Annotated in this window: 23 protein-coding genes, 1 tRNA gene and 1 other annotated feature; of the genes, 3 read left to right on the forward strand and 21 right to left on the reverse strand. The window is 44.2% G+C overall.

What is annotated here, in order from left to right; translation table 11 throughout:
- Positions 1 to 58: 58 nt before the first annotated feature.
- The 9 genes from tig to ilvB all read right to left on the reverse strand — a co-directional run bounded on the left by tig (position 59) and on the right by ilvB (position 10,715).
- On the reverse strand, positions 59 to 1,333 hold the full coding sequence (tig, locus tag MOF34_RS00365; RefSeq protein ID WP_268397855.1) for a trigger factor: 1,275 nt from the start codon (positions 1,331 to 1,333) through the stop codon (positions 59 to 61).
- Positions 1,334 to 1,560: 227 nt separating this feature from the next.
- Complete coding sequence (gene ddcA, locus MOF34_RS00370) at positions 1,561 to 2,565, reverse strand: DNA damage checkpoint antagonist DdcA (protein WP_268397858.1); 1,005 nt, start codon at positions 2,563 to 2,565, stop codon at positions 1,561 to 1,563.
- 117 nt (positions 2,566 to 2,682) lie between these two features.
- On the reverse strand, positions 2,683 to 3,282 hold the full coding sequence (gene leuD / locus MOF34_RS00375) for a 3-isopropylmalate dehydratase small subunit (RefSeq protein WP_014114679.1): 600 nt from the start codon (positions 3,280 to 3,282) through the stop codon (positions 2,683 to 2,685).
- A gap of 12 nt (positions 3,283 to 3,294) precedes the next feature.
- Complete coding sequence (gene leuC, locus MOF34_RS00380) at positions 3,295 to 4,713, reverse strand: 3-isopropylmalate dehydratase large subunit (protein ID WP_268397863.1); 1,419 nt, start codon at positions 4,711 to 4,713, stop codon at positions 3,295 to 3,297.
- A 49-nt stretch (positions 4,714 to 4,762) separates the two neighbouring features.
- Entirely contained in the window at positions 4,763 to 5,860 is a 1,098-nt protein-coding gene (gene leuB / locus MOF34_RS00385; protein ID WP_268397866.1) for a 3-isopropylmalate dehydrogenase, read from the reverse strand.
- Between the two features lie 20 nt (positions 5,861 to 5,880).
- Entirely contained in the window at positions 5,881 to 7,437 is a 1,557-nt protein-coding gene (locus tag MOF34_RS00390) for a 2-isopropylmalate synthase (protein ID WP_268397868.1), read from the reverse strand.
- The gene (gene ilvC, locus MOF34_RS00395) at positions 7,424 to 8,452 is read right to left on the reverse strand and encodes a ketol-acid reductoisomerase (RefSeq protein ID WP_015384289.1); all 1,029 of its coding nucleotides are present in this window, start codon (positions 8,450 to 8,452) and stop codon (positions 7,424 to 7,426) included. Before ilvC ends, MOF34_RS00390 begins: the two co-directional genes overlap by 14 nt.
- Positions 8,453 to 8,475: 23 nt before the next feature.
- Positions 8,476 to 8,994 carry an acetolactate synthase small subunit gene (gene ilvN, locus MOF34_RS00400; protein WP_019715285.1) on the reverse strand — a complete coding sequence of 173 codons (519 nt, stop codon included), beginning with the start codon at positions 8,992 to 8,994 and terminating at the stop codon, positions 8,476 to 8,478.
- The gene (gene ilvB, locus MOF34_RS00405) at positions 8,991 to 10,715 is read right to left on the reverse strand and encodes an acetolactate synthase large subunit (protein WP_268397872.1); all 1,725 of its coding nucleotides are present in this window, start codon (positions 10,713 to 10,715) and stop codon (positions 8,991 to 8,993) included. Before ilvB ends, ilvN begins: the two co-directional genes overlap by 4 nt.
- Positions 10,716 to 10,835: 120 nt before the next feature.
- Positions 10,836 to 11,084, reverse strand: a binding site (T-box leader).
- Positions 11,085 to 11,529: 445 nt separating this feature from the next.
- Between ilvB and MOF34_RS00410 the strand changes: the two genes are divergently transcribed.
- The 3 genes from MOF34_RS00410 (at position 11,530) to MOF34_RS00420 (ending at position 13,517) form a co-directional block, all read left to right on the forward strand.
- Positions 11,530 to 11,856: a hypothetical protein gene (locus MOF34_RS00410; RefSeq protein WP_268397873.1), complete on the forward strand. Its 327-nt coding sequence runs from the start codon at positions 11,530 to 11,532 to the stop codon at positions 11,854 to 11,856.
- A gap of 190 nt (positions 11,857 to 12,046) precedes the next feature.
- Complete coding sequence (locus MOF34_RS00415) at positions 12,047 to 12,502, forward strand: GNAT family N-acetyltransferase (RefSeq protein ID WP_268397875.1); 456 nt, start codon at positions 12,047 to 12,049, stop codon at positions 12,500 to 12,502.
- A gap of 187 nt (positions 12,503 to 12,689) precedes the next feature.
- Positions 12,690 to 13,517 (forward strand): YsnF/AvaK domain-containing protein, encoded by an 828-nt coding sequence (locus tag MOF34_RS00420; protein ID WP_268397877.1) that lies wholly within the window; start codon positions 12,690 to 12,692, stop codon positions 13,515 to 13,517.
- A gap of 64 nt (positions 13,518 to 13,581) precedes the next feature.
- Here MOF34_RS00420 and MOF34_RS00425 read toward each other — a convergent pair.
- The 12 genes from MOF34_RS00425 to sdhC all read right to left on the reverse strand — a co-directional run bounded on the left by MOF34_RS00425 (position 13,582) and on the right by sdhC (position 22,505).
- Positions 13,582 to 13,655 (reverse strand) — tRNA-Arg (locus MOF34_RS00425).
- Between the two features lie 128 nt (positions 13,656 to 13,783).
- On the reverse strand, positions 13,784 to 14,293 hold the full coding sequence (locus MOF34_RS00430) for a metallophosphoesterase (RefSeq protein WP_268397879.1): 510 nt from the start codon (positions 14,291 to 14,293) through the stop codon (positions 13,784 to 13,786).
- 15 nt (positions 14,294 to 14,308) lie between these two features.
- Entirely contained in the window at positions 14,309 to 14,905 is a 597-nt protein-coding gene (locus MOF34_RS00435; protein ID WP_268397881.1) for an XTP/dITP diphosphatase, read from the reverse strand.
- A gap of 12 nt (positions 14,906 to 14,917) precedes the next feature.
- Positions 14,918 to 15,655, reverse strand: coding sequence for a ribonuclease PH (gene rph / locus MOF34_RS00440; RefSeq protein ID WP_268397883.1), 738 nt, complete (start codon positions 15,653 to 15,655; stop codon positions 14,918 to 14,920).
- A gap of 110 nt (positions 15,656 to 15,765) precedes the next feature.
- Positions 15,766 to 16,860, reverse strand: coding sequence for a spore germination protein GerM (gerM, locus tag MOF34_RS00445; RefSeq protein WP_268397884.1), 1,095 nt, complete (start codon positions 16,858 to 16,860; stop codon positions 15,766 to 15,768).
- A 113-nt stretch (positions 16,861 to 16,973) separates the two neighbouring features.
- Positions 16,974 to 17,792: a glutamate racemase gene (gene racE / locus MOF34_RS00450; protein WP_268397886.1), complete on the reverse strand. Its 819-nt coding sequence runs from the start codon at positions 17,790 to 17,792 to the stop codon at positions 16,974 to 16,976.
- Positions 17,793 to 17,799: 7 nt separating this feature from the next.
- Positions 17,800 to 18,240 carry a MarR family winged helix-turn-helix transcriptional regulator gene (locus MOF34_RS00455; protein WP_003222521.1) on the reverse strand — a complete coding sequence of 147 codons (441 nt, stop codon included), beginning with the start codon at positions 18,238 to 18,240 and terminating at the stop codon, positions 17,800 to 17,802.
- Between the two features lie 254 nt (positions 18,241 to 18,494).
- The gene (gerE, locus tag MOF34_RS00460; protein ID WP_003184172.1) at positions 18,495 to 18,719 is read right to left on the reverse strand and encodes a spore germination transcription factor GerE; all 225 of its coding nucleotides are present in this window, start codon (positions 18,717 to 18,719) and stop codon (positions 18,495 to 18,497) included.
- A gap of 115 nt (positions 18,720 to 18,834) precedes the next feature.
- Positions 18,835 to 19,278 carry an acyl-CoA thioesterase gene (locus MOF34_RS00465; RefSeq protein ID WP_268397887.1) on the reverse strand — a complete coding sequence of 148 codons (444 nt, stop codon included), beginning with the start codon at positions 19,276 to 19,278 and terminating at the stop codon, positions 18,835 to 18,837.
- A 60-nt stretch (positions 19,279 to 19,338) separates the two neighbouring features.
- Positions 19,339 to 20,100 (reverse strand): succinate dehydrogenase iron-sulfur subunit, encoded by a 762-nt coding sequence (sdhB, locus tag MOF34_RS00470; protein WP_019715296.1) that lies wholly within the window; start codon positions 20,098 to 20,100, stop codon positions 19,339 to 19,341.
- 2 nt (positions 20,101 to 20,102) lie between these two features.
- The gene (gene sdhA / locus MOF34_RS00475) at positions 20,103 to 21,863 is read right to left on the reverse strand and encodes a succinate dehydrogenase flavoprotein subunit (RefSeq protein ID WP_019715297.1); all 1,761 of its coding nucleotides are present in this window, start codon (positions 21,861 to 21,863) and stop codon (positions 20,103 to 20,105) included.
- A 33-nt stretch (positions 21,864 to 21,896) separates the two neighbouring features.
- Positions 21,897 to 22,505 carry a succinate dehydrogenase cytochrome B558 gene (sdhC, locus tag MOF34_RS00480; RefSeq protein WP_003222512.1) on the reverse strand — a complete coding sequence of 203 codons (609 nt, stop codon included), beginning with the start codon at positions 22,503 to 22,505 and terminating at the stop codon, positions 21,897 to 21,899.
- Positions 22,506 to 22,786: the final 281 nt, after the last annotated feature.

Here is a 22,786-nt window from a genome sequence, read left to right on the forward strand (position 1 = left end):
AAAACAAGGCACGAATCATTCGCGCCCTGTTTTATTATTACTATTATTATGCACCATATTAACGGTTTTCTACAAGAAAATCAATTGCTTTGCGAACTTTTAAATCTTCTTTCATCGCGTCAGTAGAACCGATGGCTTGTTTAATATTTTCAACAGGCATGTTGTACGCTTCAGCCATTTTAGTAAGCTCAGCTTCAACTTCCTCATCTGATACTTCAAGGTTTTCCGCTTTCGCAATCGCTTCAAGAGTCAGGTTAGATTTCACGCGTTTTTCAGCATCTTCTTTCATTTGCTCTTTTAACGCAGCTTCATCTTGGCCTGAGAATTGAGTGTAAAGCTCAAGGTTCATGCCTTGCATTTGCAGACGCTGTTCGAATTCTTTCAGCATGCGGTCAAGCTCAGTGTCAACCATTGCTTGAGGCACATCGATTTCAGCATTTTCAGAAGCTTTCAGAACAAGCTCTTCACGCAATTTAGCGTCAGCTTCGTTTTCTTTTGCTTCTTCTAAACGTTTCTTTGTTTTTTCAGTTAGTTCAGCAAGTGTTTCCACTTCTTCATCGATATCTTTTGCGAATTCATCGTCAAGCTCAGGAAGCTCTTTCGCTTTGATTTCGTGAATTTTCACTTTGAACACAGCCGGTTTGCCTGCAAGCTCTTCAGCGTGATACTCTTCGGGGAATGTCACTTCAACATCCTTCTCAGCACCTGCTTCAAGGCCGACTAACTGATCTTCGAAGCCAGGGATGAATGAACCAGAACCTACTTCTAAAGAGTAGTTCTCAGCTTTTCCGCCTTCGAATGCTTCACCGTCAACAAATCCTTCGAAATCAAGAACAACTGTGTTTCCTTCTTCAACAGCGCCTTCTTCTTTTACTACAAGCTCAGCTTGACGTTCTTGAAGTGCTTTGAGTTCGTTTTGAACATCTTCGTCAGTTACAGCTGTGTCGTCTTTTTCAACGCCTAGGCCTTTGTAGTCGCCAAGCTTCACTTCAGGTTTTACTGTTACTTTCGCAGTGAAGATTAAGCTTTCGCCTTTTTCGATTTTTTCAACATCGATTTCAGGACGGTCTACAGGCTCGATTCCAGCTTCTTCAACCGCTTTAGGGTATTCTACAGGAAGAAGAATATCCAAAGCATCTTGGTAAAGAGCTTCTACGCCAAAGCGCTGTTCGAATAATCCGCGAGGAATTTTACCTTTACGGAATCCAGGAATTGAAACTTGTTTTACTACTTTTTTAAATGCATCATCAAGTGCTGTTTTAAACGTTTCAGCATCAACTTCAACCGTTAAAACGCCTTCGTTGCCTTCTTGTTTTTCCCATTTTACAGACATGTGTTTCCCTCCAAAAATCTATTCAGGTTGTGTCGGTCTTCCATTCTAAAGCAATCATTCGGCTTCGTCCAACAAAAACAAAGCTGCCAAAGATCAGAATCATTATGTATAGATGTTAATAATGAACTGCAAAGCCTGTCCAACCGTATTTCTCATAACCCGTTATACACAAATACAACCATTATATTATAACATAACACATAGCGCTTTCAACTATATGGCGCGATTTACAAATAAGAAATTTCTTCAATATCTTTTATCATTGTGCACGCTTCATCGAGTTCTCTGTCTATAAACTCATACATCATATGAAGTTCTTCCTTTTCAATTTCAATTCCGTGCATCTCGTAACCGACTTTATGCAGGGCAGCCGCCCAAAGATCGGCCGACAGCAATTTCGGCTGAAACGGATATAAAACGTACAAATGTCTCCTCCACAATTCTTCTACTGCCGCATATAATGTTGGATTTTCATTTCCAAGTGTCTCATCCAGTACACGGAGAACACGGTGTAAAATCGGAGCGGCATCAGGCGGGACAGTCTCAGACGGTTCAATAGTCAAAGACTCGCCAAATTTCGTAATGTGCACGGGTTTGCTGTACTCGTGCTCAGCCAATAGCATAACAATCATCGTTTTGATAATCGGGTGAGCTGAGGGGTCTTGAAGAATTGTTTTGAGCAGGCCTGTATATTTCGCTATATTGCGGTCTTTTAGGGAATGAATTAAATTCATTTGCTCCTCAGGGCTTGCCAGCACTTTCTCCGTATCAATTGTATCCTCATATTCCTCGGCCCAAGCCTCGCCCTCACGTTCCGGATCGGTCATTTTCCGGCTGAAATCAAGCAGTTTATAAAATTGCTCGGCACTTTCCGGAGGAAGCTGATTTTCTTCCAAAACGGCTTCAATGGTACTTTTGACTTCTTCGTATTTTTTGAGTTGAACGAGAATGGTCATGTACACCTGCAAAACCGTAAAATAATGGCCATAGCCTTCTTTTAGCATCTTCTCGCATACGCTTTTTGCCTCTTCCAACTCGCCCAGCTCTAAAAAGCAGATGGCCATCCCTAAGTGAAGATCGGATTCAGTATCATCATATTTCATCGCCTCCGAAAACAGCTCAAGTGCTTCTTGATACTTTTTTTCCTTTAGTGATGCCATCCCTTTTTCCACAAGACGGTCTTTCAGATGAGGAAAAGGAATAATTTTTGCGTTCTTCTTGTCATGCGTCATACCTATATTCCTTTCAGGCATTTATTTTGTTCAAGTGTATCAACACCTGTGAACAAACACAAGAAATGAAAGGTTTCACCAGGCAAAAAAAGCCGCCGGACAAATGCCGGCTGCTTTTTAGGCTTGAAGCCAAGAGCTTCTTTGTGATTCAAATTGCTTGATTTCATCTTCAAGCAAAAGCGTTAACGAAATTTCATCATAGCCGTTGATGAGCATCTCTTTCCAATGCGGATCAACTTCGAATGAAATTTGATTGCCTTCACTATCATGAATTAGCTGATTTTCAAGGTCAACAGTCATTTGCAAGGACTGGTTTTCATACTGGCCGACAAGCTTTTTCCAATTGTCATATGGCATGCGAATTGGCAGCATACCGTTTTTAAAGCAGTTTTGATGGAAAATATCAGCAAATGATGGTGCAATGATAATTTTAAACCCATAATCATCAAGCGCCCACGGAGCGTGTTCACGCGATGACCCGCAGCCGAAATTTTCTCCGGCTATTAAAATGGAAGCGCCTTGATAAGCAGGCTGGTTCAATTCAAATTCAGGGTTCGGTTCACCTTTCTCATCATATCTCCAGTCAAAGAATGCAAAACGGCCGTAGCCTGTTCTTTCAATCCTCTTTAAAAATTGTTTAGGAATAATCTGGTCTGTGTCAACATTGATTCGATTTAATACGGCTGCTTTCCCCGTATGTGTTTTCAAAGGTTCCATCTCGCGCACTCCTTACACAACTGTTTTTTCCTGATAAAACTTTCTGACATCAACGAAGTGTCCGTGAATGGCAGCCATCGCAGCCATTGCCGGGCTGACGAGATGTGTTCTTGCACCTTTCCCTTGTCTGCCCTCGAAGTTGCGGTTAGAGGTTGACGCACAGCGCTCTCCCTCAGGAACAACATCATTATTCATGCTCAAACACATGCTGCAGCCTGACTCTCTCCATTCAAATCCAGCTTCCAAAAAGATCTGGTCAAGCCCTTCTTTTTCAGCCTGAAGCTTCACGCTTTGAGATCCCGGAACGACAATGGCTCTTACGCTATCAGCCACCTTCTTTCCTTTAATCATATCAGCAGCTTGGCGAAGGTCAGTCATGCGGGAATTTGTGCAGGAACCGATAAATACATGCTCCACTTTAATGTCTTCAATTTTCTGATAAGGGGTCAATCCCATATATTCATAAGCTCGAATCGCTTCTTTTTTGTCATCTTCTGCGGAAAAACTTTCCGGCGCAGGAACTTCTGAATCGACAGGAAGAACCATTCCCGGGTTGATGCCCCATGTCACCATTGGAGAAATTTCGTTGCCGTCAAGGACGATAGATTTATCGTAAACAGCGCCCGGATCTGTGCGCAGCGCCTTCCATTCCTCTACAGCCTTGTCAAATACTTCACCTTTTGGCGTATACTTGCGGTTTTTGCAATATTCAAATGTCACCTCGTCAGGTGCAATCAAACCAGCTCTTGCCCCTGCTTCAATTGACATGTTACAAACGGTCATTCGTTCATCCATCGTCATATTTCTGAATACTTCCCCAGTGTATTCAATGACGTAGCCAGTGCCAAATTTCACCCCGTATTTGCCGATGACAGCAAGAATGACATCCTTTGCCGTTACCCCTTTTTGAAGTGTTCCGTCTACTCGCACTTCAAGTGTTTTCGGACGTTGCTGCCAAAGTGTCTGTGTGGAAAGGACATGTTCAACTTCACTCGTCCCGATTCCGAATGCAAGAGCGCCGAATGCGCCATGGGTTGAAGTATGGCTGTCGCCGCATACAATCGTTTTCCCTGGAAGCGTTAAGCCCAGTTCAGGACCGACGACATGGACAATCCCTTGATCCACACTGTGAAGATCGGCAAGGCGTACGCCAAATTCTTCACAGTTTCGTTCAAGCGCCGTCACTTGGCGTTTCGCCACTTCATCCTTTATCTCAAAACGATTGACGGTCGGGATGTTGTGGTCCATTGTCGCAAACGTGTTCTGGGGTCTTCTGACCTTTCTACCCTTTTGTCTCAACCCTTCAAATGCCTGAGGAGACGTCACCTCATGAATAAGATGCAAATCAATATAGAGAAGATCCGGTTTTCCCTCACCATGTTTTACAATATGCTGATCCCAAATCTTTTCGATGATTGTTCGAGGCATCATCTTTTATTTCCTCCCTCTACCTATGAACTAAGACAGCTTACGTAAGCTGTCACATATTAGAAATTGTATTTTCGCTCATTATTGCTGCCTTGACTTCCTCTGTAATGGCCTGGGTGCTGCTGAACTCTTCGCCTCGCGCCAAGTCTCTTGTTCTTTCTCCGGAAGTTAAGACTTTGTTAACTGCATCTTCTACAGCTTTCGCTTCCTCTTCAAGCCCGAAAGATGTTCTCAAAAGCATTGCCGCTGACAATATGGCCGCAAACGGATTTGCCATCTCTTTACCGGCTATGTCGGGCGCGGAACCATGAACAGGCTCAAACAGATGAAGACCTGAACTTGATAGGCTTGCTGACGGGAGCATTCCGAGTGAGCCTGTAAGCATGGACGCTTCGTCGCTTAAGATATCACCGAACATGTTTTCAGTCACCACGACATCAAATTGATTCGGTGCATAAATCAGCTGCATAGCCGCGTTATCCACAAGCATGTGCTCCAGCTTCACATCAGGAAAGTCTTGTGCAACGTCCTCAGCCACTTCACGCCACAGTCTGCTTGATTCAAGAACGTTCGCTTTGTCAACAGAGGTTACCTTGCCTTTTCTGGCTGCCGCCATTTTAAAGCCCTCTCTGATCACGCGTTCAATTTCCGTCCGCTTATAAAACAGTGTGTCTACTGCTTCCTGCTCACCTTCAGTGTTTACATAGCGTTTACTCGGCTGGCCGAAATATAAGCCGCCTGTCAGCTCACGGACGATAACGAAATCAACATTATCTATATATTCTTTTTTCAAAGGTGATGCGTCAGATAGGCTTTCAAACACCTTCACAGGCCGAAGATTCGCAAACAAATCAAGCTGTTTTCTGATGCTGAGCAGACCTTTTTCCGGTCTCAGCTCCGAAGGATTTTGATCCCATTTCGGTCCGCCGACAGCGCCAAGCAATATAGCGTCGGCACTTTTACAAGCGGCAATGGTTTCCTCTGGGAGGGGGTTGTTATGTTCATCAATCGCCGCCCCTCCAATCAGGCCATATTCAAATTCAAATTCATGATGAAAGCGTTCGGCAACACTTTTCAGTACGTCTGTCGCTGATTCTAATACTTCAGGGCCGATCCCGTCTCCAGGCAATAGAGCAATACGTTTCTTCAAGTTATCCGTTCTCCTTTCTTTTATGATCCGACAGCTGTATGGTTTTTAAGTCCGCTCATATTCGACTGAAAAACCAATTGACGGTTGACTGCGTTCAAATAGGCTTTCGCTGATGCTTCTAATACGTCTTGCGCTATGCCCCGCCCTGCTGATTCTTTTCCATTCACCAAAACCCTTACATATACCTGGGCAAATGCGTCTTCGCCTTTTCTATTGGACTGAATGCGGTAGTCTAATAACGCCACGTCTTTATCGATGCAGCGCTCAAGCGTGTTGTAGATCGCTTCCACGCTTCCGGCTCCAGTTGCCGCTTCTTGAATAAGCTCTGCGTTTTCTTGGTTTTTCAAAGAAAGTGTAGCCGTTGGAACCTGACTTGTTCCGTATTGCACTTGCAGAGAAAGAAATTCATACCCAATCTTGCGGTCTGTTACTTTTTCTTCTAAAATAAGAGAAATAAGATCCTCATCAGTAATTTCTTTTTTCTTCTCAGTCAACTCTTTAAACATCGTAAAGAATTTATTAATCTCGTCACTATCAAATTGGAATCCTAAAGCAGTCAGCCGGTCTTTAAATGCGTGGCGTCCTGAATGTTTCCCCAGGACAAGCGCATCTGCTGTTACACCGACAAGCTCCGGTGAAATAATCTCATAAGTGGACTTTTCTTTTAAGAAGCCGTCCTGGTGAATGCCCGATTCATGAGCAAAGGCATTATCGCCTACAACCGCTTTATTCCGCGGAACAGCCATGCCTGTCAGCTTGCTGACTAAATCGCTCGTTCGCTTAATCTCATTCAATGTAATGCCTGTTTCAACTTGATAGAAATCTTTTCTGATATGAAGGGCAACGGCAATTTCCTCTAATGCCGCGTTTCCAGCTCTTTCACCGATTCCGTTCACAGCACATTCGATTTGATCAGCACCATTTTCAATGGCAGCAAGAGAGTTTGCGACTGCCATTCCCAAATCATCGTGACAGTGGGCCGAAAGCTTTGCTTTGTGAATGTTCGGTACGTTTTCTTTCATATATTTAAAGATATTTCCGTATTCCACTGGTGCCAGGTAGCCCACCGTATCTGGAAGATTGATAACACTGGCACCTGCGTCAATGACTTTCTCGACGATTTCCGCTAAAAACGGCAGTTCAGTCCGGCAGGCATCTTCAGCTGACCATTGCACAACCGGAAAGCGCTCTTTTGCGTATTTCACCATTTCAACTGCTCTTGCAATCACTTGGTCACGAGTCATTTTCAGCTTGTGTTTCAAATGAATGTCCGACGTGGCGATAAATACGTGAATTCTCGGGTGAGCACCGTCCTTTAACGCTTCCCAAGCAGCATCAATATCACCTTTTACGCAACGGGCAAGGCCAGTCACTGAACAATTTTTAATGGTTCTTGCAATTTCCTGAACAGCTAAAAAGTCACCTCGGGACGAAGCGGGAAATCCCGCTTCAATGATATCTGCCCCGAGTCTTTCGAGCTGCTTTGCTATGGCAAGTTTCTCCTGAGTATTTAAGTTCACGCCAGGGGACTGTTCACCATCACGAAGCGTCGTGTCGAAAAAATTAATTTTGCGCAACGGAGACCACCGCTTCCTTCTTCTTGCCTTGTTTCACAAATGGCATCATTTCACGAAGCTTTCTCCCAACAACTTCGATTTGATGTTCGTTCTCGCTCGCATTGATGGCGTTGAAACGAGGACGGTTTACTTGATTTTCGACGATCCACTCTTTTGCGAATGTGCCGTTTTGGATATCTTTTAATACTTCTTTCATAGATTCTTTTACTTTAGCATCAACAACGCGAGGCCCTGATACGAAATCTCCCCACTGTGCTGTGTCAGAGATTGAATATCTCATTCCTGCCAAGCCTTCTTCGTACATGAGGTCTACGATTAATTTCAGCTCGTGAAGACACTCAAAGTATGCAAGTTCAGGCTGATAACCTGCTTCAGTTAATGTTTCAAATCCAGCTTTCACTAGCGCGCTCAAGCCGCCGCAAAGAACTGCTTGCTCACCGAACAGATCTGTTTCTGTTTCTTCTTTAAATGTCGTTTCCAAAACGCCTGCTCTTGCGCCGCCGATTCCTTTTGCATATGCAAGGGCTTTATCTCTTGCTTCTCCAGTCACATCTTGATAAATCGCGAACAATGCCGGTACGCCAGCTCCTTGCTCATATGTTCTTCTTACCAAGTGTCCCGGACCCTTAGGCGCTACCAAGAATACATCTACATCTGCAGGAGGAACAATTTGATGGAAATGAACGTTAAATCCGTGAGCGAACACCAATGATTTTCCAGCTGTCAATTCATCTTTGATCTCAGCTTCGTATACTTTTTGCTGCTGTTCATCCGGAAGCAGAACCATGATGATTTCGGCTTGAGCTGCCGCTTCTTTTACTGAAAATACTTTATGTCCATCTTCTTGTGCTTGAGTGAAAGATTTTCCTTGTCTAACCCCAACGATTACGTCAACTCCGCTTTCTTTAAGGTTCAGGGCATGTGCGTGACCTTGCGACCCGTATCCGATAACTGCTACTGTTTTTCCAGTCAACACGTTCTCTTTGATATCACCGTTATAATATACTTTTACCATTTCAATCTCTCCCTTGTTATGTTTTATACAATAGATATTGTTTTATTGGATGACGCCTTTTGCTGGGTTCCCCTCGCAAAAGCCGTTGTACCTGTTCTCGCGATTTCTTTAATGCCATAAGGTTTTAACAATTCAATAAGCGCTTCAATTTTGTTAGATTCGCCTGTCACCTGAACAACGATGCTGTCTCTGCTGACATCAACGACAGAGGCTCTGAATGGTTCTATGATTCCATTAATCTCTGATCTCGTTGGCGGTGCAGATACGACCTTGATCAAGGCCAGCTCCCTCTGGACAATTGATTGATTAGTGATGTCCGTGACTTTTAGCACATCAATCTGTTTGTTGAGCTGTTTCGTCAGTTGTTCAACATCATTTTCTCCTTCAACATGAACGACAAAGGTGATTCTGGAAACGCCTGTTGTTTCTGTGTGTCCAACTGTAATGCTTTCAATGTTGTAATGTCTTTTAGTGAATAAACCGGTGATCCGGTTTAATACGCCGGAACGGTTCACCACAGTCAATGTGATAATTCTTTTCAAGGTTTCACCCCCACCATTTCATGCAGCCCTTTCCCCGGAGCCACCATAGGAAATACTTTTTCTTCGCTGGCAACCCGCACGTCAATGACAACCGGTTCTTTTGATGTTAATGCCTCTTCCAGCTTTTCTTTCGCTTCTGCTTCGGATGAAATTCTAATGCCTTTAATGCTGTATGCTTCGGACAATTTAACGAAGTCAGGCTGAGAAGCAAATTTTGATTCTGAATAGCGTTCTTCATAGAAAATTTCCTGCCACTGTCTGACCATTCCGAGACAAGCGTTATTTAAAATCACGACTTTGACCGGAAGATTCAATTCGCGAATGACATCGAGTTCTTGAAGCGTCATTTGAAAACCGCCATCTCCGAGAACCGCCACAACAGTAGCATTTTTATCAGCTAGCTGTGCGCCAATCGCTGCCGGAAGGCCGAATCCCATTGTTCCAAGTCCGCCTGATGTGACCCATTTATCTGCTTTTTTGAATGGATAAAACTGTGCTGACCACATTTGATGCTGGCCGACATCCGTTGCGACAATGGCCTCGCCTTTTGTAAATTGGTGAATATATTCAATCAATTTCTGAGGTTTAAAGCCTTCTTCTTCATTATCTACATACCAGAGCGGGTACTCTTCTTTCCATTCCGCAAGCTGTTTTTTCCAGTCGTTTGAATCGCTTTGTTTGCCGTCTTGTTTGATCAGCTCCTGCAGGACAATTTTGCAGTCTCCAACTACAGGAATCTGTGTTTTCATGATTTTTCCGATTTCAGCCGGATCAATATCAATGTGGGCAATCTTTGCGTTTCTTGCAAAGTGCTTCAGGTTTCCTGTGACGCGGTCATCAAAACGGGCGCCGATACTGATTAAAAGATCACAGTCATGAAGGGCCATGTTCGCCGTATAAGTGCCATGCATTCCCGCCATCCCCAGGAAAAGCGGATGGTCAGCCGCGAAGCCTCCCAGCCCCAAAAGCGTGTGTGCCACAGGGATTTTCTGCTGTTCCACATAATTTTTTAATTCTTCTGACGCTTTTGCATGCAGCACGCCCGCACCCGCCAGGATAACCGGTTTCTTTGCGCTGCTTACAGCTTCCACAAGCTTGCGAATCTGCAAATAATTCGGCTCTGTTGTCGGCTGGTATCCCGGAAGATTCATCTCATGATCATAGCTGAATTCCCCTTCAATTGTTGCTACATCTTTCGGAATATCAATCAATACAGGTCCGGGTCTTCCAGTTGTTGCAATATGGAACGCTTCTTTAATGATGCGCGGCAGATCTTCCGGCCGGCGAACCTGGTAGCTGTGTTTTGTCACCGGCATCGTAATCCCTAAAATGTCCGCTTCCTGAAATGCATCGCTCCCGATAACAGAAGTTGCTACCTGCCCGGTAAACACAACTAAAGGCAATGAATCAATCATGGCATCCGCAAGGCCTGTAACAAGGTTTGTCGCTCCCGGGCCTGATGTCGCAATAACGACCCCTGGTTTTCCAGAAACTCTCGCGTATCCTTCCGCCGCATGAATGGCACCTTGCTCGTGTCGGGGAAGGATATGTACCATCCCTGAATTGTAGAGCTTATCGTAAATCGGAAGCACCGCACCGCCCGGATAACCGAATATCATTTCTACTTTTTCTTTCTTTAATGATTCAATCAGCATTAACGCTCCGCTCATCGTCTTTGTACATTTGGCAGATGCTGAATCCACCTGTACATTAGTCCCCATTTTAGTTCCTCCTTTTGGATTTTCATCCTCTAAAGATCCTTTTTTATTAGCTTGATAGCTGATTATTCAATAAAAAAAACCCTTCCGCCCACAATCAGCCGCGCAGTGAATGCGATAGCTAAAAGGGGCGAAAAGGCTCTTCTTTCCGCGGTACCACCCTTGTTTACGGCCTGTTAAATCGGCCGTCTCATGGATATTTCTATCCGCTTTAATAACGAGTGAATCAAGTTCACCCGGCCAAGTCCTACTATCGTTTCAGACTGGCACTCTGAGGCGAGTTCACCTTGTAAAGTTTCGCCGGTTCTCAGCTAACCCGGTTCTCTGTGGAAAGCTTTATTCAAGGCTACTTATCCTCATCTGCGCTTTTGATATTCAGTCTCCGGAACAGCTTTGGGCTGTTCAAGGAGGTCGTTTGTTTTTTCATTTTTCAGAATTATATTGCGATCACTTTTGCTTGTGAAGCTTGCGTTTATCATTTGTTGAACTCATATTACGCCGCTTTGGACGCAGTGTCAACAGCATTTTTTAAAATTATTAGACAATTTTGATTAATCAATCTATATTGTATACGCTTTCATTATTGGTACGTAAGCAATTGTAAATGTTAAAAGTTTTTATAATTTTTTTATTAATCTATCAATAATACACCGAAATTTTTCAATTCGATATAAACATGGCATATTTTATAACACACTATCATTCATATACCCATTGCAGCCTAACAGATCATCTTGCAAACCATTTCAATGCGGATAGGCACTTCCATTAGTCCCCTGCATACATTGATGATATCTTGCAAAGAAAAGGTGATACAATGAATAAATCATTAGCAGATATGCAAGGATCCCCCGCAGGCTTTCCCAGCTTTCCGCAACCGTATTATCCTACTGCCCCTGCCTTTTACCAGCAAAGCCATCAGCCATTTGGTGGATATGGATACGGGCAGCCGTACAGCCAGGCATACAGCCCGATTAGCACTCCCTCTGCTATGTACTCCTCCTATCCATATGCTTCAGGATTTTACGGGCAGCAGTTTGCAGGTGCCGGCTATGGCAGCCATGGCGGAGGTTTCAGCATCCCGGCGACGCACGCCGGCGGATTCAGCGGAGCACCAGGCGTACATGGAGGCTATAGATATTAAAGAAGACCAAGGGCCGAACATCTTTTTTGGCCCTTTTTTGCTTTGAAACGTCTTTCACAAATTATTCATTCCAAAGAATGATCTATACTGTCAGATTTTCTGTCTTTATATTTGGAAACAGGATGGAATATGATTAAGATGAAATGAAAATACGTTCTGCAAATCTGCAAGTTTTTGAGGAGGAATAGAATTGTATATAAAAATAGATGATGTAACTGGACATCAGGTGATTTCACTTGTGAATGAGCATTTACATAGCATGACACTCATGTCCCCGCCAGAAAGCATCCACGCCTTAGGTTTAGAAAGGCTTAGAGCGCCTGAAATAACATTTTGGAGCGCCTGGGAGAATGATGAACTAGCCGGCTGCGGAGCGCTCAAGGAACTGGACAGCCGGCACGGAGAAATTAAGTCGATGCGAACCTCTTCTTCCCATTTAAGAAAGGGCGTTGCCAGCAAGGTTCTTCAGCACATTATAGAAGAGGCTGCAAAGCGAGGCTATGAGCGGCTAAGCTTAGAAACGGGTTCAATGGCTTCATTTGAGCCGGCAAGAAAATTGTATGAAAGCTTCGGTTTTCAGTACTGTGAACCGTTTGCAGACTATGTTGAAGATCCGAACAGTGTGTTTATGACGAAGAAGCTGTGAGGCATTTATATGGGGGTAGATAAGTACAGAAAGCGTTCTGTCTTGTCTATCCTTTTTTAGTTTCACACATCTAATTCGTGTGCATGGAACACACCCGGTGTTTTCAATTTTGTTTAATTTAAAGAGCAGCGGGAATTAAAAACGACATGAACGATAAAATGCAAAATTGATTAAGGAGGAAATTAATATGAAAAGTATAGTTGGTGTATACGAAACTCCGCAAGAAACCATTGCAGCGATTGAAGGCTTATTAACAAAGGGCTATGATTCTGACGACATCTCTGTTGTGACAAGCCGGCGAGATACAGATTATCTTGAAACACGCACAGGAACAGAAGTCAATCAGGCCATCGATGCACGCGAGGGCGAATCTGAATCTTTTTTCGATAAACTGAAAGATTATTTCACAATGGATGATACCGCCACACATAGCAAAGCATTATCCGATTTGGATATCACGACTAACGAAATAGACAAGTACCAAGAAGATTTGGATGACGGCAAACTCCTTGTGGCCGTTGAGACAGATGCAGATGTAAATGCTCCTATCGATAACGGCAATGCCCTTTCAGGCGGCTTTTCAAGCACAAATGAGATGGCGGATTATACAACAAAAGAAGAAAAAACAATGCCGCTGCGAGAAGAACAGTTGAAAGTCGATAAGGAAGACGTTCAAACTGGAGAAGTAGAGATAGGAAAAGAAGTCAAAACAGAACAAAGAGATATGGACATCCCGGTGAGACACGATGAAATTTATGTCGAACGCCGCCCAGTGGATGAAAACACTGCGGACGCTTCCCCTGTAAATGATTCAGAAACGGTCAGAGTTCCAATCGTTGAGGAAAAGCTCGAAGTGACTAAAAAACCGGTTGTCACTGATGAAGTGGTCATCGGAAAACGGACTGTTGAAGAAAATGAGCATATTTCTGAAACTGTGAAGAAAGAAGAGCCTCGCATGAATAAAGAAGGAAAAGTTGACGACTTGGATGATGATCCATTAAATAATAACAAATAATAGATCTTTAACATACAACAAAAAACCTCAAATCCTTAAAGGATTTGAGGTTTTTCTTTTGGTACGTCCCAGGAGAGATTCGAACTCCCGACCGACGGCTTAGAAGGCCGTTGCTCTATCCAGCTGAGCTACTGGGACACGTTTTATTTTTTGTTTTTGCTTTAACTATCAGCGACAAGATTTATTATATATGGGATGCAACAATAAGTCAACGGTTTTTTAGAATTTTTTTCATGAGGAAGAAAATTTTCTTCCTCATGACTTTTTTATAGTTTGACCTGGTTTTGCAGATCCTCAATTTCACGGCCTGTTCTGTCGTAAAAACGCACTGTCGCGGTATCATTTTCTAATGTTAGTATAGCATAGCTTTCAGTCCTGCGCACCCTCGGAAGCCGGATGCTGCCTGGATTAATCATCAGTTTTCCGCGCAGCACTTCACTTCCCGCGATGTGCGAATGCCCGAAACATATAATATCTGCTCCGAGCTCCTCTGCACGATAGTATACGTTTAACAAGGTCTGTTTTATACCGTAAAGGTGGCCGTGCGTGACCAGTATTTTTCTTGAGCCGGCAGTCAGAAGAAGCTCGTCCTTAAAATCGCCCGTAAAATCACAATTGCCTTTTACAAGCGCATAAGGATTCAATGCCGGATGCCCAGTTTCAAGCTCAGAGTCTCCGCAATGAATCATGAAATCAACTTCTGCTTCATGCCGTTTCGCAATGGTTTGGAGTTCTTCTTCAAGCCCATGGCTGTCACTGATAATCAGCACGTTCATGTACAAGCTTCCTCCTTATGCCTCCAAAAGCTTAGACAGCTTTTTAAGCGCGTCAGCCCTATGGCTGATTTTATTTTTTTCATCACTTGTCAGTTCGGCCATTGTCTTGTCTTTATCTTTCACAATAAAGATCGGGTCATAGCCAAAGCCGTATTGTCCTCTCGGTTCTTCAGCAATATACCCTTCCACATGGCCTTCGACTGTTTTTGTTTCCTCACCGGGGATACTCACAGCCAGCGCGCACCGGAAACGGGCCGTGCGCTGTTCTTTTTCGAATCCTTTCAGCTCGCTGAGCACTTTGTCGATATTTGCCTCGTCGTCTTTCTGCTCCCCTGCATAGCGGGCGGAATAAACGCCGGGTCTGCCTCCAAGATTATCGATGGAGAGACCGGAGTCGTCAGCAATCACCATTTTGTTCACTGCCTTGGCAACAGCTTCAGCTTTTAAAATGGCATTTTCTTCAAACGTCTGGCCTGTTTCCTCAATTTCTTCTGTGAATCCAATGTCAGCTAAAGATTTAACATCATAGCCTTTTGGCTCAAGGATTTCTTTGAATTCCTTCACTTTTCCCGGATTATGTGTCGCAATAATTGCTTCTTTCATGATGATCAAGCCTTTCTGTCTTTATTTCAGTTCTGGCAGAGAATCACCCAGCACTTCTTTTTGCTTGTCAATCAGTTCCTGAATGCCTTTTTCTGCAAGACCGAGAAGACCGTTCAGATCCTCCCTTGAAAAAGTCGCCTCTTCCCCGGTTCCCTGCAGCTCTACAAAACGGCCGCTGCCAGTCATAATGACATTCATGTCAACTTCAGCGGAGGAATCTTCTTCATAATTTAAATCTAACAAAATTCCCTGTTCCTTATCAATTCCGACAGAGATCGCAGCAAGAAAATCAGTGATCGGATTTGCCTTGATCGTTCCCGCTTTGATCAGCTTGCCAATCGCAATTGCCATAGCAAGAAATGCACCTGTAATGGAAGCTGTTCTTGTCCCGCCATCAGCCTGAATGACATCACAGTCAATCCAAATCGTCCGTTCACCGAGCTTTTCCAAATCAACGACTGCCCGAAGCGCGCGGCCGATCAGGCGTTGAATCTCCATTGTTCTGCCGGAGATTTTCCCCTTAGAAGATTCTCTGATTGTTCTTTGGTTTGTTGCCCGCGGCAGCATGCTGTATTCAGCTGTAATCCAGCCTTTTCCTCCCCCTCGTAAAAATGGCGGCACGCGGTCCTCAACCGACGCGTTGCAGATTACTTTTGTATTTCCTGCTGTTATTAGAACAGAACCTTCCGGATGGCTGATAAAATCCAAATCGAATGTGATTGGACGCAGCTCATCATGTTGTCTTCCGTCATGTCTCATGTTTTACCTCCGATTGTATGTACATAAACCATTTTTGTCCCGGAATTGAATAAAGAAAGAGGCAGCCGGAACGCTAACCTCTTTCTTTCTAGTATATCAAAAATCCCAATTTAAAAACTACCCGTATTCACTTGAGACGGTCTGGATACCGCTTCTGAAAGTTTTTCGCCTTTTTCGTTCACGAGTTCGGCTTTCCCGTTCACTTTAACAGATACGCTTTTTACATCCGGCTGCTCTGTTAACGTCAGCACAATGCTATTCAGCACTTCTGAAGAAATCATTTTCGTCTTTTCGTCGGCGCTGCCAAATATAGATTGATTAAAATCTAACGTTACACGTCCATCTTTGATTTTCGGTTTGCTGACCAGCTTTACATCTTCACTGAAGTCTGTTAACAGCCCGCTCACCTTGCTTGGGCCTTTAGCCAATTCATTGATCGCTGCTCTGATGTCGTCTTTTTCTGAATTGTCGATCCGTTTTGTCACCGGCACGTAGTACTCACTGTCTTCGTTTTCCGCCAAATAATAAACTGTGAGCGGATGTGTTGCAGTGAGATCATTCACCCCAGATGTTTCCATGTTAATCCCGTCTTTACGGCTTAAATCATCTGAGATCGGCGTGCCGCCTACAGGCATCTCCTTCAGTTCATGGCCGTTTATTCTGAGCTTCACTTTATCTATTGAACTGAATTGCGTAAGTGTCCATGTCACAGACTGAACGATTTTCTGTTCGTCTTCCTTCTTATAATTTTTAAATTCACTAGAGAAATCAGCTATTGCTGTCCCATCTTTTTTGATGTCAACATTAACGGTTGTGTCAGCCGGCAATACGGCTCTGAAGCCATTCGGAAGAATTTCTGACACAGGTCCGCCCTGAACGAGGTATTCAAGCGCCTGTTTGGCCGTGCCTTCACTTTTCGGAAGGGGCAGCGTTTGCGCTACGACATACCCGTTTTTATCAATGAGATAAAGCTCCCTCATGACTGTAGATGAGGCTTGATCCGTTGTGTCATTTGTTTTGCTTTCTGTTTTTTCGGTTACTGTTGTATTTGAATTGGCCCCCGCTTCATCGTTCACGTATGTAACGTCTTGAGGCGGATCAATTTCCTCGGCTACCTTATCAGATTGAAACAAACCGCAACCGGATAAAAGCAAGGCAGAGGTGAGACAAGTGGCACCAATGACTGCAGGTCCTTTTTTCAGCATACTTTTCCCTCCTAAGACTGTTTGTACTATCATGTATACGAGCCTTATTAGGAAATAGACCGAAGAATTCAGGCAAAACAGAAAAAAACCGCAACATGCCGTTGCGGGAGAAATTATCTTCTAATCGGTTCTTGCAGTGAGATGCATTCCACATAGCCCACCTCATGGCCAAACCAGTCATCTGCAATCTTTGCAAACTGATCACGCGCTCCTGTTGTCAGGAACTGATGATCCGGAACAACCGGAGACTGGTTCAGCAGCCCTTTATATGAGAGAATCGTGCTGACTTCCCTTGCTGTTTCATCGCCGGACGAAATAATGTTTACGTGCTCTCCCATATATCTCTGAATGGATTCTTTTAAAATAGGATAGTGGGTGCAGCCTAAAATCAGCGAATCAATCGATGTGTCTTTTAAAGGATACAGCGATGCTTTGACAATCTCGTCTGCTGTTTTGTCAAGAAACTTCCCGCTTTCCACAAAAGGCACAAGCAGAGGGCAGGCTAGGTTCTCAACCTTCAGATCAGGATTTAATGCCAAAAGCGCCTCTTCGTACGCATTGCTCTTAATCGTATTCTCAGTACCGATGACACCGATATGCTGATTTTCCGTTACTTTTATCGCTGCTCTCGCACCCGGCTGGATCACTCCGACCACAGGTATATCGACACTGCGCTGGATATCTTCCAATGCGATCGCTGTTGCTGTGTTGCAGGCGATCACAAGCATTTTGATATGGTGGTTTTTGAGTAAATAGTTCGTCAGCTCCCACGTATATTGAAGAACTTCTTCTTCAGGGCGCGGTCCGTATGGACACCGTTTCGTATCCCCGACGTAGATAATATTTTCTTTTGGTAACTGTCTCATGATTTCCTTTGCAACGGTTAAACCGCCAACCCCGGAATCAATGACTCCTATTGGTTGTTCCAACAAAATCGCCTCATTTTCTCTTCATTTCATGCTGCAGTTTCATCAATGACTTTTCGAAGATGGCTATTTCTTCATCTGTAAACGTTTCGAACATATCACGCAGATATTCCTGCCTTTTGGTAATGACCTCTTGGATAATCCGTTCTCCTTCAGGCAGCAAATGTATCCGAACGACGCGTCTGTCGGCCGGGTCCTTGACCCGTTCAACAAGCTCATTTTTTTGCATGCGGTCAATTAAGTCCGTTGTCGTACTGCATGCTAAATACATTTTGCCCGATAATTCGCCGATTGTCATATCTCCTAATTCATAAAGCCATTGCAGGCCGACAAATTGCGGCGGTGTAATCGCATATTGGTTAAGGATTTCTCGTCCTTTTTGCTTAATGATCGCGGCAATGTGGCGGAGTGACTTTTCAATATCCGCAACATGCTCCAAAGGTTTTGATGTCATTTGTCCATCCCTCACTCAAGGATCTCTTACGCACAAAAGCGTTCCGTGTCTATTTTCCTTCTTTTTTGAAGAAAATGCAAGACTCGCTGGAGAGAAATAGAGGACTCTAGGCAAACAACATCAAATAAAAAAATTGGTTTTACGCCCTTGCCATCCATGTTTTGCATAGCATTCCAAATATGGTTTCAAACTTTCCATTCCAAACAAACAGCAATAACCGGCTCCTTCCTGAAAAGAAGGAATACCGGCAAGGATTAAAGCTCTAGCTCACCCATTCTGAGAAGCTCAACAACGGCTTGCGAACGCCCTTTCACACCCAATTTCTGCATGGCATTTGAAATATGGTTTCGAACGGTTTTCTCACTGATAAATAGCTCGCTTGCAATCTCCTTTGTTGTCTTATCTTGAACGAGCAATTCGAACACTTCTCTTTCTCTTTTCGTTAGCAGCGGCTTCGATTGAAATTCTTTCTCCTTCAAGTATTGTAACCCTCCTTGCTAAGGTGAGAGCGAATCAGAAACGAATGGGTTTTGATATAGTCGAGATATCATATGTAAGAAGGGCACAGGAGGTGACGTTTACAAGAGAATTAGTTTATGGTGTATGGAGAAGGGTTTGTTTTTCCTCATCCGTCCAGCTGACAGCCTTGCCGCTATCCTTTGAGACTTGAACCATCACAACTGCTCCGGTGAAGCAGGGTTCACCGGAGCGGTTCTCTCCGAAATAGTGCAGGGTAAGAGATGAGCTGCCGACAGCACTTGTTTTCACATAGATACGCAGCTCTTCATAAGGCATAACTTGGCGCAAATAATCGCATTGCTGGCTTGCCACGACCGTCATAGTCTGTTTGTTTTCATTCATCATATTCAGCTTTTTAAAATAAGAAATCCGTGCCTCCTCAAAATATATAAAAGGCGTTACATTATTCATATGTCCAAACATGTCCGTCTCGGAAAACCGCACGGATACTTCATTAAAAAAAGAAAAGGATGTTTTCCATTCTTGGAACGGCATATCAATATAAGCGGGTAGCTTCATCTTTATTTCATCTCCTTATTGTTAAAAAAACCTCTCCCATGCGGAAGAGGTTTTTTCTTCTTATACTCTGTCGCTTCCGAAGAAATTGCGGAACGCTTGTAAGTTTGTATCTCTGTTCAAGGCTGCAATAGATGTAGTAAGCGGGATGCCTTTCGGACAGGATTGAACACAGTTTTGCGAGTTGCCGCAATCTGCAAGGCCGCCTTCATCCATCAGTGCTTCTAATCGGTCAGATTTATTCATGGCACCTGTCGGATGTGCGTTAAACAGGCGGACCTGAGACATCGGTGCCGGCCCCATGAACTTCGATTTGCTGTTCACATTCGGGCAGGCTTCGAGGCAGACGCCGCACGTCATGCATTTTGATAATTCATATGCCCATTGACGGCGTTTTTCCGGCATTCTCGGTCCCGGTCCTAAATCGTGCGTACCGTCAATCGGTATCCACGCTTTTACCTTTTTCAATGAATCAAACATTCTGCTCCGGTCAACCTGCAAATCACGCACGACTGGGAATGTTTTCATTGGTTTTAAGCGGATCGGCTGTTCAAGCTGGTCGATAAGTGCCGTACAAGACTGGCGGGGTTTTCCGTTTATGACCATTGAACATGCGCCGCATACTTCTTCAAGACAGTTCATATCCCAAGTGACAGGGGTTGTCTTTTCACCTTTCACGTTAACCGGATTCCGGCGAATTTCCATCAAAGCGGAAATGACGTTCAGGTTCGGGCGGTATGGAACCTCAAATTCTTCATCATAAGGCGTGCTGTCAGCTGTATCTTGACGTGTGATAATAAATCGTATGGTTTTTTGTTCACTCATGATTATTTCGCCACCTTCTTCTTCGAGTAATCCCGTTTCCGAGGCGTTATCAGTGAGACATCGACATCCTGATACTCAAATTCCGGCGCTTCATACGGGCTTACATGTTTAGCCATTGTTGTTTTGAGCCATTCATCATCATTACGTTCAGGATAATCCGGTTTATAATGGGCACCCCGGCTTTCATTGCGGTTGTATGCGCCAAGGGTAATCACCCTTGCAAGCTGAAGCATGTTCGAGAATTGGCGTGTGAACATTGCCCCCTGGTTGCTCCATTTTGTTGTGTCATTGATGTTGATCTTTTTAAACCGCTCCATTAATTCCTGAATTTTGTCATCCGTTTTCAATAACTTGTCGTTATGGCGGACAACTGTGACGTTCGCCGTCATCCACTCCCCAAGCTCTTTGTGAAGAACATAGGCATTTTCGGTTCCGTCCATATTCATAATCTCAGCCCATTTTTCTTCTTCTTTTTTAACGTGAGCGTCGAATAAAGATGAAGACATGTCTTCTGCTGAAGATTCTAAGCCGTTTACATATTTCACCGCATTCGGCCCGGCCACCATTCCTCCGTAAATCGCGGAGAGCAGGGAGTTTGCCCCCAAGCGGTTGCCTCCGTGCATGGAGTAATCACATTCCCCCGCTGCAAAGAGTCCCGGGATGTTTGTCATTTGATCGTAATCCACCCATAAACCGCCCATTGAATAATGGACCGCCGGGAAGATTTTCATCGGAAGCTTCCGCGGGTCGTCTCCCATGAATTTCTCATAAATCTCAATGATGCCGCCAAGCTTGATATCAAGCTCTTTCGGATCTTTATGAGACAAATCGAGATACACCATGTTTTCGCCGTTAATGCCGAGCTTCTGGTTGACGCACACATCAAATATTTCGCGTGTCGCAATATCACGCGGCACCAGGTTTCCATAAGCCGGATATTTCTCCTCTAAGAAATACCATGGCTTACCGTCTTTATATGTCCACACGCGTCCGCCTTCACCGCGCGCTGATTCACTCATCAGTCTTAGTTTATCATCGCCCGGTATGGCTGTCGGGTGGATTTGAATAAATTCTCCGTTTGCATAATACGCTCCCTGCTGATAAACGATTGACGCAGCAGACCCTGTGTTAATCATGGAGTTCGTCGATTTTCCAAAAATGATTCCCGGTCCGCCCGTTGCCATGATGACAGCGTCTGAACGGAAGGATTCAATTTGCATGCTTGTCAGGTTTTGCGCAACAATTCCGCGGCAGGTTCTGTCATCATCTAATACAGCGCCAAGGAATTCCCAGCCTTCGTATTTTGTAACCAGACCCGCAACTTCGTATCTGCGCACTTGCTCGTCCAGTGCGTAAAGCAGCTGCTGTCCCGTCGTCGCACCCGCATAAGCTGTTCTGTGGTGCTGTGTACCCCCGAATCGGCGGAAATCAAGCAGTCCTTCAGGCGTCCGGTTAAACATGACGCCCATCCGGTCTAATAAGTGGATGATAGAAGGCGCCGCTTCACACATCGCTTTAACCGGCGGCTGGTTTGCAAGAAAGTCTCCTCCGTATACAGTGTCATCAAAATGTTCCCACGGAGAGTCACCTTCCCCTTTTGTATTGACCGCTCCGTTTATGCCGCCTTGCGCACAAACCGAATGAGAACGTTTGACAGGAACGATGGAAAACAGCTTAACCGCCATTCCTGATTCCGCTGCTTTAATTGTCGCCATGAGGCCGGCAAGACCCCCGCCGACTACGATAATGCTTGATTGACTCATGATAGCCCCTCTCCCTCTAGTAATCTAGTACTCTTATACAAATGCAAAAATCGCTTTTAAGCCTACGTAAGACAGTGCAACAAAAATAATCAGCGTAACGTATGTCGAAATTCTTTGAGAACGAGGCGTTACCGTGATGCCCCATGTAACAGCGAAAGACCATAAACCGTTCGAGAAGTGGAAAATTGTTGATAAAACACCAACAATGTAAAAGCCAAGCATAGCCGGAGAGCTCAAGATATTCGCCATCATGTCGAAATTGACCTCAGCGCCCATTTGTGCGGCAATACGGGTTTCCCACACGTGCCAGCTCACGAAAATGAGGGTGATGATACCGGTTACACGCTGCAGGACGAAGAGCCAGTTTCTCATATAGCTGTATTGGCCTGCGTTATTTTTTGCAGTAAACGCTATGTACACACCATAAACTGCATGATAAATTAATGGTAAGAAGATTATAAAAATTTCCAAGGCATACCTGAAAGGCAGACTATCCATAAAATGAGCAGCACTATTGAATGCTTCAGCGCCCCTTGCGGCAAACTGGTTGACGACTAAATGCTGAATGAGAAAGATGCCGACCGGTATGACGCCAAGCAAGGAATGCAATCTTCGAAAATAAAACTCTCTGTTCCCAGACATTACTTTACCCCCTGTTTGATAAGTGCGAAATGTGCTAAATCTCTTCCCCCACTTCTTTCAATTGTAAGCACTTTATTAAGATTTATTGACAATTTCATTTTACTCCTCCCTCAAAAGGGCGTCAAGAAAACGCGTACATAAATTATAATTTTCCGAATTGAATAGTTGATTTAAAAATTTTATTTTATCAATATATGTTTCTGTTTAATTTTTCATAAGAATTATAGGATCATTCTGTAATCCTCCCCCCTGTTTGGGCTATAATATACCAAGGAGAGAGG

Source organism: Bacillus sp. T17B1, from assembly GCF_026796395.1.
In the GTDB taxonomy this organism is placed as follows: domain Bacteria; phylum Bacillota; class Bacilli; order Bacillales; family Bacillaceae; genus Bacillus; species Bacillus spizizenii_A.